At 63.4% G+C, this 14,613-nt stretch carries 13 protein-coding genes; 4 read left to right on the top strand and 9 right to left on the bottom strand.

The features are described from left to right. Positions 1 to 54 precede the first annotated feature (54 nt). From HUK72_RS04220 to hflX, 4 genes are all read left to right on the top strand, one after another. Entirely contained in the window at positions 55 to 2,307 is a 2,253-nt protein-coding gene (locus HUK72_RS04220; RefSeq protein WP_176595671.1) for an ATP-binding protein, read from the top strand. Beyond that, on the top strand, positions 2,297 to 3,670 hold the full coding sequence (locus HUK72_RS04215) for a sigma-54 dependent transcriptional regulator (RefSeq protein ID WP_066557676.1): 1,374 nt from the start codon (positions 2,297 to 2,299) through the stop codon (positions 3,668 to 3,670). Before HUK72_RS04220 ends, HUK72_RS04215 begins: the two co-directional genes overlap by 11 nt. A gap of 132 nt (positions 3,671 to 3,802) precedes the next feature. Continuing rightward, the gene (gene hfq, locus HUK72_RS04210) at positions 3,803 to 4,297 is read left to right on the top strand and encodes an RNA chaperone Hfq (RefSeq protein WP_255325609.1); all 495 of its coding nucleotides are present in this window, start codon (positions 3,803 to 3,805) and stop codon (positions 4,295 to 4,297) included. Positions 4,298 to 4,362: 65 nt separating this feature from the next. Next, positions 4,363 to 5,694, top strand: coding sequence for a GTPase HflX (gene hflX, locus HUK72_RS04205; RefSeq protein ID WP_176595669.1), 1,332 nt, complete (start codon positions 4,363 to 4,365; stop codon positions 5,692 to 5,694). Between the two features lie 76 nt (positions 5,695 to 5,770). On the opposite strand, the gene mazG is transcribed toward hflX, so the two are convergent. The 9 genes from mazG to HUK72_RS04160 all read right to left on the bottom strand — a co-directional run bounded on the left by mazG (position 5,771) and on the right by HUK72_RS04160 (position 14,579). Continuing rightward, positions 5,771 to 6,559 (bottom strand): nucleoside triphosphate pyrophosphohydrolase, encoded by a 789-nt coding sequence (mazG, locus tag HUK72_RS04200; protein ID WP_176595668.1) that lies wholly within the window; start codon positions 6,557 to 6,559, stop codon positions 5,771 to 5,773. A 155-nt stretch (positions 6,560 to 6,714) separates the two neighbouring features. Next, on the bottom strand, positions 6,715 to 8,010 hold the full coding sequence (locus HUK72_RS04195) for an MFS transporter (RefSeq protein ID WP_176595667.1): 1,296 nt from the start codon (positions 8,008 to 8,010) through the stop codon (positions 6,715 to 6,717). Beyond that, entirely contained in the window at positions 8,007 to 8,642 is a 636-nt protein-coding gene (locus HUK72_RS04190) for a TIGR02281 family clan AA aspartic protease (RefSeq protein ID WP_176595666.1), read from the bottom strand. Before HUK72_RS04190 ends, HUK72_RS04195 begins: the two co-directional genes overlap by 4 nt. Positions 8,643 to 8,658: 16 nt before the next feature. Further along, positions 8,659 to 9,438: an MBL fold metallo-hydrolase gene (locus HUK72_RS04185; RefSeq protein ID WP_176595665.1), complete on the bottom strand. Its 780-nt coding sequence runs from the start codon at positions 9,436 to 9,438 to the stop codon at positions 8,659 to 8,661. After that, positions 9,435 to 10,208 carry a TatD family hydrolase gene (locus tag HUK72_RS04180; RefSeq protein WP_176595664.1) on the bottom strand — a complete coding sequence of 258 codons (774 nt, stop codon included), beginning with the start codon at positions 10,206 to 10,208 and terminating at the stop codon, positions 9,435 to 9,437. Before HUK72_RS04180 ends, HUK72_RS04185 begins: the two co-directional genes overlap by 4 nt. Positions 10,209 to 10,212: 4 nt before the next feature. Further along, positions 10,213 to 11,775 carry a methionine--tRNA ligase gene (metG, locus tag HUK72_RS04175; protein WP_176595663.1) on the bottom strand — a complete coding sequence of 521 codons (1,563 nt, stop codon included), beginning with the start codon at positions 11,773 to 11,775 and terminating at the stop codon, positions 10,213 to 10,215. A 43-nt stretch (positions 11,776 to 11,818) separates the two neighbouring features. Then, complete coding sequence (locus tag HUK72_RS04170) at positions 11,819 to 12,781, bottom strand: AAA family ATPase (protein WP_176595662.1); 963 nt, start codon at positions 12,779 to 12,781, stop codon at positions 11,819 to 11,821. Further along, the gene (tmk, locus tag HUK72_RS04165; protein WP_176595661.1) at positions 12,778 to 13,419 is read right to left on the bottom strand and encodes a dTMP kinase; all 642 of its coding nucleotides are present in this window, start codon (positions 13,417 to 13,419) and stop codon (positions 12,778 to 12,780) included. The genes HUK72_RS04170 and tmk overlap by 4 nt, the downstream gene beginning before the upstream one ends. After that, the gene (locus HUK72_RS04160; protein ID WP_176595660.1) at positions 13,416 to 14,579 is read right to left on the bottom strand and encodes a D-alanyl-D-alanine carboxypeptidase family protein; all 1,164 of its coding nucleotides are present in this window, start codon (positions 14,577 to 14,579) and stop codon (positions 13,416 to 13,418) included. Before HUK72_RS04160 ends, tmk begins: the two co-directional genes overlap by 4 nt. Between the last annotated feature and the right edge of the window lie 34 nt (positions 14,580 to 14,613).

Here is a 14,613-nt window from a genome sequence, read left to right as displayed (position 1 = left end):
CATCGTTCAATTACTGTGTTTGATCGGGCACATTAATGTTGTAACCAAGCCACTATGGAAGGCGCAGTGACTCTCCCCGTGCGGGGCCGGGCATGGAAAAGGCATTTCCCTCCCTTCCTGCGCCGACGTCTGGCCGCAGTGGTGGAGGCGGTGACGCTCATCCTGTTTCTCGGGATGGCGGGCATTACTTATTTCCTGCTGACCGGACAGGGGCAAAGCTACACATTGCTGACGCCGCCGATCGTGGCGCTGCTGCTGGTCGCCAATCTGGTGCCGGCTATCGCCCTGTTGGTGCTGCTCGGGCGGCGGGTGGCGAAACGGCGCGCCGCGCAATCGGCCATTGGCAGCGACGGGCAGTTGCACGTCCGGCTGGTGGCGATCTTCTCCATCGTCGCCAGCGTGCCGATGCTGCTGGTGGTGATCTTCGCCTCGCTGCTGTTCCAATATGGCGTGCAATTCTGGTTTTCCGACAGTGCCCGGGGAATGCTGCAAAATGCGAGCGATCTGGCGCGCGGCTATTATGAGCAGAATCTGCGCGACGTGCGCGACGAAACCGTCACCATGGCGAGCGACCTGCGCGACTATCTGAGCCAATCCAAGGTCTCCAGCCCGCGCTTTGCGGAGGGCTATATCTATCAAGTCGTGACGCGGAAGCTGAACCGGTCCGCGATCATAGAGATCGGCAAGGACGGCGTGGCGCGCACGGCGGCGACGGTCGACCCGGAAAGCCGGCCCGCTTCGGAAATGCTCACCGCCGATGTGGTCAAGCGGCTGGACGCCGGCGAGGATGTCGTCGTCGCGGCCAAGCCCAACCAGATCGAGGCGGTGACGCTGCTTTATCCCAACGCGAAAATCTATCTCTATGCCACCCGCGATTCCGGGTCGACGGCGTTCAGCAACGTCGAGCGGGCGCAGAAAGTGTTGTCGGATTACGACATTTTCGCCGCGCAATCCCGCGCCTTGCAGTTGCGCTTCAACATCATGCTCTTCGTGGGATCGCTGCTGCTGGTCGGCGTCGCGGTCTATATCGCGCTGAAGGTGGCCGACTGGATGGTGCGGCCGGTCAATGAGCTGGTGATGGCGGCACGGCGGATCACCGCGGGCGACCTGTCGGCCCGCGTGACCAGCCCGCAGACCCGCGATGAGATCGGCACCCTGGCCTCCGCCTTCAACCGCATGACCCAGCGGCTGGAGGCGCAGACGGGCGCCCTGGTCGCGGCCAACAGCCAGCTCGACGAGCGCCGCGCCTTTATCGAGGCGATCCTGTCGGGCGTGTCCGCCGGGGTGCTCTCGGTGGACCGGGATGGCATCATCCTGCTGCTCAACAGTTCGGCGGCGGCGATATTGGTGCGGGAGGGCGACGATCCGGTCGGCAGGCCGCTGACCGACGTGTCGCAGGAGCTGGCGGCGCTGATCACATCGGAGGAAGGGGCGGGGATCGTTCAGATCCGCGCGCATGGCGACGCGCGCACGCTTGCGGTGAAAGTGTCCGAGGACGCCTCGCGCCATATCCTGACCTTCGACGACATCACCCAGCAGCTTTCAGACCAACGGCGCGCCGCCTGGTCCGACGTGGCGCGGCGGATCGCGCATGAGATCAAGAATCCGCTCACCCCGATCCAGCTCGCCGCCGAGCGGTTGCAGCGCCGCTATGCCGAGGAGGTGACGAGCGACAAGGCGACCTTCACCCGGCTGACCGGCACCATCGTCCGCCAGGTGGGCGATCTGCGGCGGATCGTGGACGAATTCTCCTCCTTCGCCCGCATGCCCAAGCCGGTGTTCCGGCGGGAACGGGTGGACGACATCGCCCGGCACGCGCTGTTCCTGCACGAGGTCGCGCATCCCGACATCCGGTTCGAATATCATTCCGTCGACGCCGATGTGGAATTGGTCTGCGATCGGCGGCAATTGGGCCAGGCGCTCACCAACATCGTCAAAAATGCGGTGGAGGCGATCGAACCCAAGCCTGCCGCCGATGACGGCCAGCGGCGCGGCCATGTGCTTATGACAGTGGGGCAGGACGAGGGCAATTTGCTGATCGCGGTGCAGGACAATGGCATTGGCTTGCCCCCTGAGCGCGAGCGCATCCTGGAGCCCTATATGACCACCCGGAGCAAGGGTACGGGCCTGGGCCTCGCCATCGTCAAGAAGATTGTCGAGGAACATATGGGCGAAATCCGCTTGGACGATGCCGAAGGGGGCGGGGCGCGCGTGACGCTGCGCTTCCCGGTCGTGGCGCTTGAAAAACTGGAAGAGGGGCAGGTGATCGCCTTGCCCAAAGGAAAAGTGACAGCCAATGGCGCTTGATATTCTGATAGTCGATGACGAAGAGGACATTCGCGATCTGGTGGCAGGTGTGCTGGAGGATGAGGGTTTCGCCACCCGCACCGCCGCCAACAGCGACAGCGCGATCGAAGCGCTGGATGCACGGCGGCCTTCGCTGGTGCTGCTGGACGTGTGGCTTCAGGGTTCGAAGCTTGACGGCCTGGAATTGCTGGACGAGATCAAGCGCCGGGATGCGAGCATTCCGGTGCTGATGATCTCCGGCCATGGCAATATCGACACCGCCGTCGCCGCCATTCGCAAGGGGGCCGCGGATTTCATCGAAAAGCCGTTCGAGGCGGACCGGCTGCTGCATCTGGTGTCCCGAGCGACCGAAACGGAACGACTGCGGCGCGAGAACCAGGTGTTGCGCGCTCGTTTCGGGCAGGATGATGAGCTGACCGGCACTTCGGCGGCGATCAATTCCGTGCGGGCAACCATCAAGAAGGTAGCGGGCACCGGCAGCCGTGTGCTGATCTCCGGACCCGCCGGCGTTGGCAAGGAAGTCGCGGCGCGCATGCTCCATAGCTGGAGCGGGCGGGCCGATGCCCCCTTCATCATCGTCGCCGCTGCGCGCATGGACCCGGACCGGGTGGAGGAAGAGCTGTTCGGCGTCGAAGACCCCAGCGGATTGGTGCGTCCCGGCTATCTGGAGCAGGCGCATGGCGGCACGCTCTATCTCGATGAAATTGCCGACATGCCGCTCACCACCCAGGCGAAAATCCTGCGCGTGCTGACCGATCAGAGCTTTACCCGCGTCAGCGGGCAGCGACAGGTGAAGGTGGATGTGCGCGTCATTTCCTCGACCGCCCTCAATCTGGCGAGTGAGATCGAGGAACGCCGTTTCCGCGAGGACCTGTTCTATCGATTGAACGTCGTGCCGCTGGTCATTCCGCCGCTGGCCGAACGACGCGACGATATTCCGCCGCTGGTCGAGCATTATCTGGCGCGCTTCGCCGCGGAGCGCCGGGTTCCGCCGCCTGAAATCGCCAGCGACGCCATGGCCGCGCTGCAGGCCAATGAATGGCCGGGCAATGTCCGCCAGCTTCGCAACGTGATCGAACGCACAATGATCCTGGCGCCCGGCGAGCGGATCGGACGGATCGAGCTGGACATGCTGCCCGCCGAACTCACCAGCAACGGCAATTCGGAAGGCATGGGGCAGTCCGCGATCATGGGCGCGCCGCTGCGTGAGGCGCGGGAAAGCTTCGAGCGCGAATATCTGCGCATCCAGATCCGGCGCTTTTCCGGCAACATCTCCCGCACTGCCACCTTCATCGGTATGGAGCGGTCCGCGCTCCACAGGAAGTTGAAATTGTTGGGAATTACGGACGGCAAGGACGGTTGATCGCTTTCACCCAATCAGGGCATGGACGGCTCTTCGCAATTGCGGTAGGTTTGCCCTGCTTCCGACAGGCGGGAGCAGGCAAGACACTCTGCCCAGGGGTGCGAGAGCGGGTAACGTCCCGCCAATAAAGGAATGGTGAAGACCATGGCCGACAAAGTGAACAACCTTCAAGACATCTTCCTGAACAGCCTGCGCAAGAGCAAGACCCCGGTAACCATGTTCCTGGTCAAGGGCGTGAAGTTGCAGGGAATCATCACCTGGTTCGACAATTTCTCCGTGCTGCTGCGGCGCGATGGCCAGTCGCAACTGGTGTACAAGCATGCCATTTCGACCGTCATGCCGGCGCAACCCATGGACCTGAGCGAATTGCGCAAGGCCAGCGACGGCAATGGCAAGTCGAAGCTGCTCCAAGAAATCTTCCTGAGCGCGGTGCGCAAGTCCGGCAGCCCCGTGACCATGTTCCTGGTGAACGGCGTCATGTTGCAGGGCGAAATCGCGGCCTTCGACCTGTTCTGCATGCTGCTGGAGCGGGACGGCATGGTCCAACTCGTCTATAAGCATGCTATCTCGACGGTGCAGCCGCTGCACGCGCTCGACCTTACCGGCGAAGGTGAGGGCGAGGATTGATCGCTTTTTCTTGTTCCCGCCCGGTTTCCGATGAAGCCGGCCGGGGCCGGAAGCGTTAAGCCTCCATGGCCGTTTTCAACCGAGATTCCGCTGACGAAGTGTCGCGTGGCGCGCGTGCCATTGTCGTGCGCGCCGATGTCCATGGTCCGGAGCGTCGCGACAGCGATGCGCGGCTGGAGGAGGCGAGGGGGCTTGCCCTCGCCATCGGCATCGACGTGCGGGCGGCGCAGGCCTTTCGCGTGCGCGACCGCAAGCCTGCAACCTTGTTCGGCAGTGGGCAGGTGGATCAGATCGCGACGCTGGCGAGAGCCGAAGAGGCTGAACTAGTCATCGTCGACAATGCGCTGAGTCCCGTGCAGCAGAGCAATCTGGAAAAGGCGACCGAAACCAAGGTCATCGACCGGACCGGCCTGATCCTGGAAATTTTCGGTGAGCGGGCGGCGACCAACGAAGGGCGGCTTCAGGTCGAACTGGCGCATCTCGACTATCAGGCGGGGCGGCTGGTGCGAAGCTGGACTCACCTTGAGCGGCAGCGGGGCGGCTTTGGCTTCCTGGGCGGTCCCGGTGAAACGCAGATCGAGGCCGACCGCCGGATGATCCGCGACCGGATGGCGAAAATCCGCCGCGAGCTGGATCAGGTGACGAAGACGCGCGGGCTGCATAGGGCCAGGCGGCAACGGGCGCCCTGGCCGGTGATCGCGCTGGTCGGCTATACCAATGCGGGTAAGTCCACGCTGTTCAACCGGATGACCGGCGCTGACGTCATGGCAGAGGATCTGCTGTTCGCGACGCTCGATCCGACCATGCGGCAGATCGCCTTGCCAGGGCTGGACAAGGCCATTCTTTCGGACACGGTGGGCTTCGTTTCGGACCTGCCGACGCAATTGATCGCCGCATTCCGCGCAACACTGGAAGAGGTGCTGTCGGCCGATCTGATCGTCCATGTTCGCGACATAGCCCATCCCGACAGCGATGCGCAGCGCGATGACGTCATCGACGTGCTGAGCGAACTGGGCGTGGCCGGGGAGGGCGCGCTCGAAGCGGGCGAGGGCAATGAGCCGCCGCCGATCATCGAGGCCTGGAACAAGCTGGACTTGTTGGATGATGATGCGGTGGCGCTGGCGCGTGAGGCGGCGGCGAGGCGCGATGACGTCGTGATCCTGTCGGCCTTGACCGGCGAGGGCGTCGACGGCCTTCAACGGACGATCAGCGCGCGGTTGACGTCAGGCGCGCAGGTTCATCAGTTGCGCGTGCCCTTGGCCGACGGTGCGGCGATGGCTTGGCTGCACGAACATGGCGAGGTGACCGCCAGCCGGGCGGAGGGCGAGGATATGCTGGTGGATGTCCGGCTGTCCGATTCCGCGCTAGCGCGGTTCCTCAAACGGCGAGGGAATTGACCTTTTTGAAGCGAAACGGTGTTCCTGCCTACGCAGGAACACGGGAGCGTTTGATCTAGTCGGAAAAAACGCTCGCTCAGAGCCGCTTCAACTGCCGCTTAGCCTGCTGCCAAAGGCCTTCCTTCTGATCGAGGGAAAGGGCAGGAAAACCGTCGCCCGCTAGGCTTTCCATGACACGGAAGCGCTTGTCGAACTTCGCATTGGCGGCGCGCAGGGCAACTTCCGGATCGACCTTCAGATGGCGGGCAAGGTTGACGACGGCGAACAGCAGGTCGCCTATTTCCTCCTCCCGTTCCGCTGGGGATTCCGCTGCCCGCACCTCGGCCAGTTCCTCCTCGATCTTGTTGATGGCGCCATCGGTATCCGGCCAGTCGAAGCCTGTGCGGGCGGCGCGCTTCTGCAGCTTTTCGGCGCGAAGCAGGGCAGGCAAGGCGATGGCCACGCCTGCGAGCGCGCTGGGATCGGGCTCCTTGTCGGCCCGCTCGGCCGCCTTGATCGCTTCCCATTGGACATGGCCATCCTCGCGCGCCGCGCCTTCTTCGAAGACGTGCGGGTGGCGGCGGATCATCTTTTCCGTGATGGCGTCGATCACGTCCTGCAGCGCGAAATGGCCGTTCTGCTCCGCCATGCGGCTGTGAAAGGCGACCTGAAGGAGCAGATCGCCAAGCTCGTCGCGCAAGGCCGCCATATCGTCACGCTCTATGGCGTCGGCAACCTCATAGGCTTCCTCGATCGTATAGGGCGCGATGCTGGCGAAATCCTGTTCGATGTCCCAGGGGCAACCGGTTTCGGGATCGCGAAGCCGCGCCATGACATTGGCAAGCGGCATGATGTCGGCGGGACTGGCCTTGCTGGAGGAAGACATGCGGAACCTTGGATTGATGAGATGGGGAGAGAGATAGGACTTCGGGGGAGCAAAGGCCAGCCTCACCAGACGCCATCGCTTAGTTCGATAATAAGGATTATGTTAAACTCACCACCATCCAACACCCTCCGCCATCCACTACCATCCCCCTAGGCTCAATCCTCCAATATCCGGCTATGCCGCTGCGTGTCGCGCATCCGGACATAGACGACCAGCGAGATGCCGATCATCACCGTGACATAGACATAGAATGCCTGCTCCATCCCGATCTGCTTGAACCACAGCGCGACGAATTCCGCTGTCCCGCCGAACAAGGTGTTGGCTAGCGCATATGGCAGAGCGACGCCCAGCGCGCGGATATGAGCCGGAAAAAGCTCCGCCTTCACGACCGCGTTGATCGAGGTATAGCCCGTCACGATGATCAGCCCGGCCATCACGAGCAGACCCGCTATGATCGGGTCTTTGGTGACGGCCAGCGTGGCGAAGATCGGATATGTGGCGATAACGCCCAATATGCCGAAGCCGATCATCAAGGGCTTGCGGCCGATGCGATCCGAAAGCGCGCCCGCAAGCGGTTGGATCAACATGAAAAGAAAAAGCGTTATCCCATTGATCTGCGATGCCATTTCCCGGCTGAGACCACTGGTGTTGACCAGAAATTTCTGCATGTAGATGGAATAGGCATAGAAAGCGATGGTGCCGCCCGCCGTCAGCATCATCACCGTCAACGTCTCGCGGGGATGCCGCGTGACGAGTTCGATGAAGCCCGATTTGGGCGCGCCCTCCGCCTTGGCGACGGCATAGCTTTGGGTTTCGGAAAGACCGCGCCGTAGCCAGAAGACGATGACGGCCAGCGCGCCGCCGATCAGGAATGGAATGCGCCATCCCCAGGCGTCCAGTTCGGCTTCGCTCAACATCGCCTGAAGCAGCAGCAAGACGCAGATGGCGACCAACTGACCCGCGATCAGCGTGACATATTGGAAGCTGGAGTAAAAACCGCGCCGACTGCGGCCCGCCATTTCGGACAGATAGGTGGCGCTGGCGCCATATTCCCCGCCGATAGAAAGCCCCTGCATCAGCCGGGCGAACACAAGCAGCAAGGGTGCGCCTACCCCGATCGTTCCGTAAGAAGGCGTGACCGCGATCAGCAGCGATCCCGCGCACATCAACGCGACCGACAGCGTCAGGCCGCTCTTGCGGCCATGTCGGTCGGCATAGACGCCCATCAGCCAGGCGCCGATTGGCCGCATCAGGAAACCCACCGCAAAAATGCCCGCCGCGCTCAGCAATTGCGCTGTGCGATCCTCGCTCGGGAAGAAATGCTGGGCGAAATAGAGGGTGAAGGCCGAATAGGCGTACCAGTCATACCATTCGACCAGATTGCCGGTGGACCCGCCGATGATGGCCTTCAGCCGCTGGCGCCGATCGGGCGCTGCAATGGGTGACGTCATGGGGTCAGCACCATCTCGCCATCCTGCACGGCCCAGCTTTTCAGGCGGGAAAGCATGTTCATTCCGATCACATTGACGTCCCCAAAAGCCGGCGAGATGACGATGTCGAGATCGCTGGCCCGGATCGGGCCGATAGACAGCGTGGCTATGGTGGAGCGCTTTGCATCGATCTTGCCATTGGCGGTCATCATGTCGACGCCGGGCGCGTTCAGGTCGAAATTGAGGCCGGACGCCCGGGCGGACGTCACGGACAAGGCAGTGACGCTGGCGCCGCTGTCGATCAGGAAACGGGTTGGCGTGCCGTTGACCATCCCCTCGACCCAAAAATGGCCGTCCGGCGCAATGGGAATGCGCAACGCCTGCCCTTCCGTCTGGGCCGGGGGCAATCGCGCCGGTGCATTGTTGCTCGCGAGAGAGGGAGGCGTGCCCCCTTCCCCATCCAGACGGCTGGAGAACAGGCCGAATTTTTCGCCAGCCTTGAACAGCCCTAGCAGCGCAGCAAAGATGACGATCCACAATATCACCATCCGCATGAGACCGCCCAAGGGCGCGCGCCGGGCCAACAGAGCCGATCCGACCAGGACAAGCGCCAGCACATACCAGAGACTGGACATCGCCTGATCGCCATCCATGCCCCAACCCCCGCTTCTATGTCCCGCCCAATTCCGCAACCAGCCCGTCATATCCCGGTTCGACGCCTTCCGGGAGTGTCCGGCGCAAGCTGGCATAGTCCATGCTCTGGTCCATATGGATCAATATGGCACGGCTGGGCCGCACCGCCTGCACGGCATCCAGGGTAAGCGCCAGATGCGCATGGGTCGGATGCGGCTTTTCCCGCAGGGCATCGACCACCCAGATGTCGAGCCCATCGTAAAGGGCCAGCATATCGGCTGTCATATCATGAAAATCAGTAGCATAGCCAATAGAATGGCCATCATATGTGAAGCGGAACCCGGTGGAAAATATCTCGCCATGCGGCTGATCGGTGCAGGCGATGCCGATGTCCCCGATGCGCAGGCCGTCGGGCAGGGCATGAGGTTCGATTGTCGGATGATAGCCATGCCGCCCCTCAAAGGCGTAGCCGAAGCGTTCCCGCAGCAATCTGAGCGTCTGGGGCCGGGCATAGCCGGGCACGGGACTGCCGCGATGGTGGTAAAGCTGGCGGACATCGTCCAAGCCGTGGCTATGGTCGGCATGGTCATGCGTCCAGAGGATCGCGTCGATATGGACGACATCCGCCGCCAGCAATTGCGCGCGCATATCGGGCGAGGTGTCGATTAACAGCCGTGTCGTCGGACTTTCGACCAGGATCGATGCGCGGGTGCGGCGGTTCTTCGGTTCATCGGGATCGCAGGCGCCCCAATCATTACCGATCCGGGGAACGCCCGAAGAGGTGCCGCTGCCTAGGATGGTGAGCTTGAGGCTCATGCCGCCTTGCTGAAAAGCGTGTGGAAATTGGCGGATGTCGCTTCCGCCAGTTGCTCGACGCTTTCACCCCGCAGCCGGGCAAGGAAACGGGCCGTGTCGGCCACGAAAGCGGGTTCGCAGGACTTGCCGCGATGGGGAACTGGCGCGAGGAACGGAGAGTCCGTCTCGATAAGCAGCCTGTCGAGCGGCAGGCGCGCAGCCGTTTCCTGCAAATCCCTGGCGTTCTTGAAAGTCACGATGCCGGAAATGCTGATATAGAAACCCAGTTCCATCGCCGCATCGGCAAAGGCGCCACTGGCAGTGAAGCAGTGGATGACTCCGGTATAGGCCCCCTTCCCCATTTCATCGCGCATGATAGCGAGCGTGTCCTCCTCCGCATCGCGGGTGTGAACGATCAGCGGCAACCCGGTTTCGCGGGATGCCGCAATATGGGAGCGGAAGCTGCGCTGCTGCCGCTCGCGGTCGCTATGGTCGTAATAATAATCGAGGCCGGTTTCGCCTATGCCGACGATACGCGGATGGGCGGCGCGCTCGACCAGCTTGGCGGTGTCGACATGGGGATGCTCGTCCGCCTCATGCGGATGGATGCCGACAGTCGCCCAGACGTCGGGCTCGCGCAGCGCCGTGCCCAGCACATCGTCCCACTCGCTTTCGCGGGTGGCGATGTTGAGCATCAGGCCAACTCCGGCACCCCGCGCCCGTTCAAGCACATTCTGCTGATCTTCGATCAACCCTTTGTAATTCAAGTGGCAATGGCTGTCGATCAGCATGGCGTCATGCCTCTTCGGCGGGGAGTTCGAGGCGCGGGAACAGCGGCTTGGGCGCGCCGAGCGTGAAGCCCGAAGCGCGGAGCCGCGCATACCAGTCGCTGCCGATGGCCGCATAGCTCCGCCCCTCGTCGGCCAAGCCCATCTGGTCGAGCAGAGCCGAGGCGCTGGCCGGGATGATCGGCTGAATGATGATGGCAAGATGGGCGATGGCTTCGTAGAGGGTGGCGAGCACGGCCTCCATGCGGGCGGGATCGGTCTTGCGGAGCGTCCAGGGCGCCTGCGCGTCGATATAGGCGTTGCAGGCGAAAACCGCCCGCATCCACGCCTCGATCGCGGTCGAGGGCGCGAGCTCCGCCATGGCGGCTTGGAAGGTCTGCGCGGCCTCCGCGACGGTCTGGAGAAGGTCGCGGTCCACATCCTGCGCCGCCGGTTCGGGCAGACGGCCTTCGAGATTCTTCGCGATGAAGCTCAGCGTCCGCTGGGCGAGATTGCCGAAGCTGTTGGCGAGGTCGCTGTTGGACCGGGCGACGATCGCCTCCGCGCTGTAGCTGCCGTCATTGCCGAAGGTGACTTCGGACAGCAGGAAATAGCGCAACTGGTCCACGCCGAAACGCTCCGCCAGTTCCATCGGGTCGGCCACATTGCCGAGCGACTTGGACATCTTCTCACCCCGGTTGAGGAGGAAGCCGTGGCCGAACACTTGACTTGGCAAGGGCAGCTTCGCGCTCATCAGGAAGGCTGGCCAGTAAACGGTATGAAAACGCACAATATCCTTGCCGATGATATGCGTGATGTCGCCGCCCTCCGCCCAATAGCGGGCCATGCGTTCGGCGTCGTCGGGATAGCCGCAGCCGGTCAGATAATTGGTGAGCGCATCGACCCACACATACATGACATGGCCTTCGCTGCCCGGCACCTTCACGCCCCAGTCGAAACTGGTCCGCGAAACGCTGAGGTCCGAAAGGCCGCCCTCGACAAAGCGCATGATCTCATTGCGGCGGCTGTCCGGCTGGATGAAATCCGGCTGGCTGGTGTAAAGGTCCAGCAGCTTCTGCTGATAGGCGGACAGACGGAAGAACCAGCTTTCCTCGACCGTCCATTCGACCGGCGTGCCCTGGGGGGAGAGCTTCTGCCCGTCCTCTCCTTCGGTCAGTTCCTTCTCGTCGTAAAATGCCTCGTCGCGGACCGAATACCAGCCCTCATAGCGGCCGAGATACAGATCGCCATTGGCCTCCATCGCCTGCCATATGGCCTGGCTGGCACCATGATGATCCGGCTCGCTGGTGCGGATGAAGCGATCATAGCTGATATTCAGGCCATCGTTCATAGCCTTGAAATAGCCTGACATTTCATCCGCCAGTTCACGCGGTTCGATGCCCCGGTTGCGCGCCGTCTGGGCCATTTTCAGCCCATGCTCGTCCGTGCCGGTCTGGAAGAAGACGTCGCGGCCCATCATCCGCTGGAAACGGGCGATCGCATCAGTGGCGATCACTTCATAGGCATGGCCGATATGCGGGCGGCCATTGGGGTAGCTGATGGCGGTGGTGATGGTATAGGGCTTGGACATGGGCCTTCCCTAGCGATAGTTAGCCCTTGCGCAAAGCCGCTTTTCAGTGCGCGAGCGCCGCGACATGCCCGGCCAGTTCGAACACCACAGCGCCCGGTTCCAGCGACAGGATGATCGCGCCCCCGGCAAGCTGGCGGGCCGCCTCCCAATGATCGAGCGCCTTGCCGAGATCGCTCCCCTGCCGCTGCCGGGCCGCATCCGCGATGAAGGCGGGCGCGCGTTCCAGAAAGGCTTCGTAGCGCGGCCGCGCCGCCTTCGACGCCAGAGTCTTGGCGAGGAGCAGGCGTTGGCGATTGCCGGGATCGCCGTCCGTCGCGATGGCGGCGAGCGATTGTTCGATGTCTGCGATGTTCAGGCCCGCATAGCGCAATGCCTTGCCGGGCGAGCCCTCCCCCGCACGGATCAGGGCTTCCAGTTCCTTCGGAGACAAAGCCTCGTCCGCAGCGCGCATTATGGTGCGCATGGCATCCTCGCCCAGCGTGTCGAAGCGTAGCGTGCGGCAACGGGAACGGATGGTCGGAAGCAGGCGCCCCGGCGCATGACTGACCAGCAGGAACAGCATGTCGGCGGGCGGCTCTTCCAGATTCTTGAGCAGTGCGTTGGCGGCGCCGCGTTCCAGATCGTCAGCGCTGTCGATCACCACGATCCGGCGGGGGGACATGGAAGGGGCCGACTGGATCAGGCGCTGAAGCCCCCTTATCTGATCGACCGTGATGTTGCGCGCGGTGCCGCTCTCCTTTTCCAGGCAGTAGAGTTCCGCATAGTCGGGATGGGCGTCGGCTTCGAACAGGCGGCGGATCGGATGATCCGGAGGCACGTCGAGCCCCTCGGCCAACACTGGTGGACCGGCTGCCTCGGCCAGAAGGCGCAGCGCCATGGCGCGGGCGAAGCTGGCCTTGCCGATGCCGCGTGGCCCGGCCAATATCCAGCCATGGTGCAGCCGTCCGCTCCGCGCTGCGCTCAGCAATGTCCGCGCCTGTTCGTCATGACCGAGAAGTGACGTCATGGCAGCAAATCCCGCAGCGCATGCAGTAGCCGCTCCGTCACTGCTGCGCTGTCGCCCGACGCATCGACCGCAAGGAAGCGCGCCGGTTCCTGCTCGGCAAACCGCGTGAAGGCATTCGCAACGGCCTGATGGAAAGCCCGATCGCGCCCGCCGATCCGGTCGGAGACATCGCCGTCGCGGGAGCGCGCGCGTGCCGTCGCCTCCGCTTCGGGCAAGGTGAGGAAGAGGGTGCGATCCGGCAAAAAGCCCGCGCTGCCGATCCGGTGGAGCGCCAATATGTCGGCGTCGGTCAGCTCGCCCATGCCCTGATAGGCCCGGCTGCTGTCCAGGAAACGATCCGACAACACCCATGCGCCGCGATCCAGCGCGGGACGAATCGTCTTTTCGACATGATCGGCCCGGGCGGCGGCGAACAACAGCGCCTCGGCGCGAGGACTCCAGCGATCCGCACCGCCGGTCAGCAGCAGCGCGCGAATGGCCTCCGCCCCTTCGCTGCCGCCGGGTTCGCGGGTTTCGACAACCTCCAGCCCACGCGCCCGCAATGCTGCGGCCAGCGCCTTGAGCTGGGTCGACTTGCCGGCGCCCTCACCGCCTTCCAGAGAAATGAAGCGGCCCCTTGTCGTTCCCGTGGCCGTCACCCGAAGAACGACTTCAACCCGTTCCACAGACGGCCGAATATGCCCGCTTCAGACACATCTTCGCCCGCGACCAGCGGCAGGATCTGCGGCGGGGTATCGGGCGTGGAGATGATCAACTGGGCGATCTTCTGCCCTTTGGCGATGGGCGCCTTGATCGGGCCGGTATAGGCGACCTTGACCGAGATGTTGGACGATGCCGCGCGGGGCAGGGTCACGGCCATGTCCTGCGGCGCGACCAGCGCGACCTTGGTGGCGCTGCCAAGCTGGACTTCGGCGGTTTCGACCGTCTGTCCTTTCTTGAACAAGGGCTGCGCCTTCCATGCCCGGAAGCCCCAGTCCATGAAGCGCACGGATTCGGCAATACGCTGATTGGCGCTGGTCAGGCCCGCGACGACCATCACCAGACGACGGCCCTCCTGTTCGGCCGATCCGGTGAAGCCATAGCCCGCTTCCTCGGTATGGCCGGTCTTGAGCCCGTCAGCGCCCGCCACCTTGCCGAGAATAGGATTGCGATTGCCCTGCTCAATGTCCGCGCCGCCCATCGTCTTGCCCCAGGTGAAGGCGCGGGTGGCGTAGAATTTCTTGTAGAGGCTGGGCGTCTCCTCGATCGTCGCTTCAGCCAGGCTCGCGAGGTCGGCGGCTGTCACATAGGTCACGCCTTCGTCCGGCCAGCCGTTGCTGGTGCCGAAATTGCTGTTCTTCAGGCCAAGCCGCTTACCCTCCTGATTCATCAGCGCGACGAAGGCCTGCTCGGTCCCGGCAATGCCCTCCGCCAGCACGACGCAGGCGTCATTTCCCGAAAGGGTGACGATGCCGTGCAGCAGATTTTCCACCGACACCTGCTCGCCGGGGGACAGGAACATGGTCGAACCGGCCTGCGGGCCATGCCATTGCTGCCAGGTTTCCGGGCGGACAGTGAATTTCTGGTCGAGTTTCAGATCGCCCTTCTGGATCAGGCGGAAGGCGACGTGGACCGTCATCATCTTCGCCATGGAGGCGGGCGGCATCCGCGTTTCGCCGCCCTGGTCATAGAGGACCGCGCCCGACGACAGGTCCTTGAGATAAGCGATCGGCGCCTCGCTGGTATAGGGCGGCGCGGCAGCGGTCAGCGGCTGGGACAGCAACCCGACGAAAAGGAGGGCGGCGATGGACTTCTTCATGCGGGACTGCCTTCGGACTGGTGGATTCTTCAAG

Source organism: Sphingobium sp. 15-1 (genome assembly GCF_013375535.1).
Lineage (GTDB): Bacteria > Pseudomonadota > Alphaproteobacteria > Sphingomonadales > Sphingomonadaceae > Sphingobium > Sphingobium aromaticivastans.
This window is presented reverse-complemented; position numbering and strand designations above follow the sequence as displayed.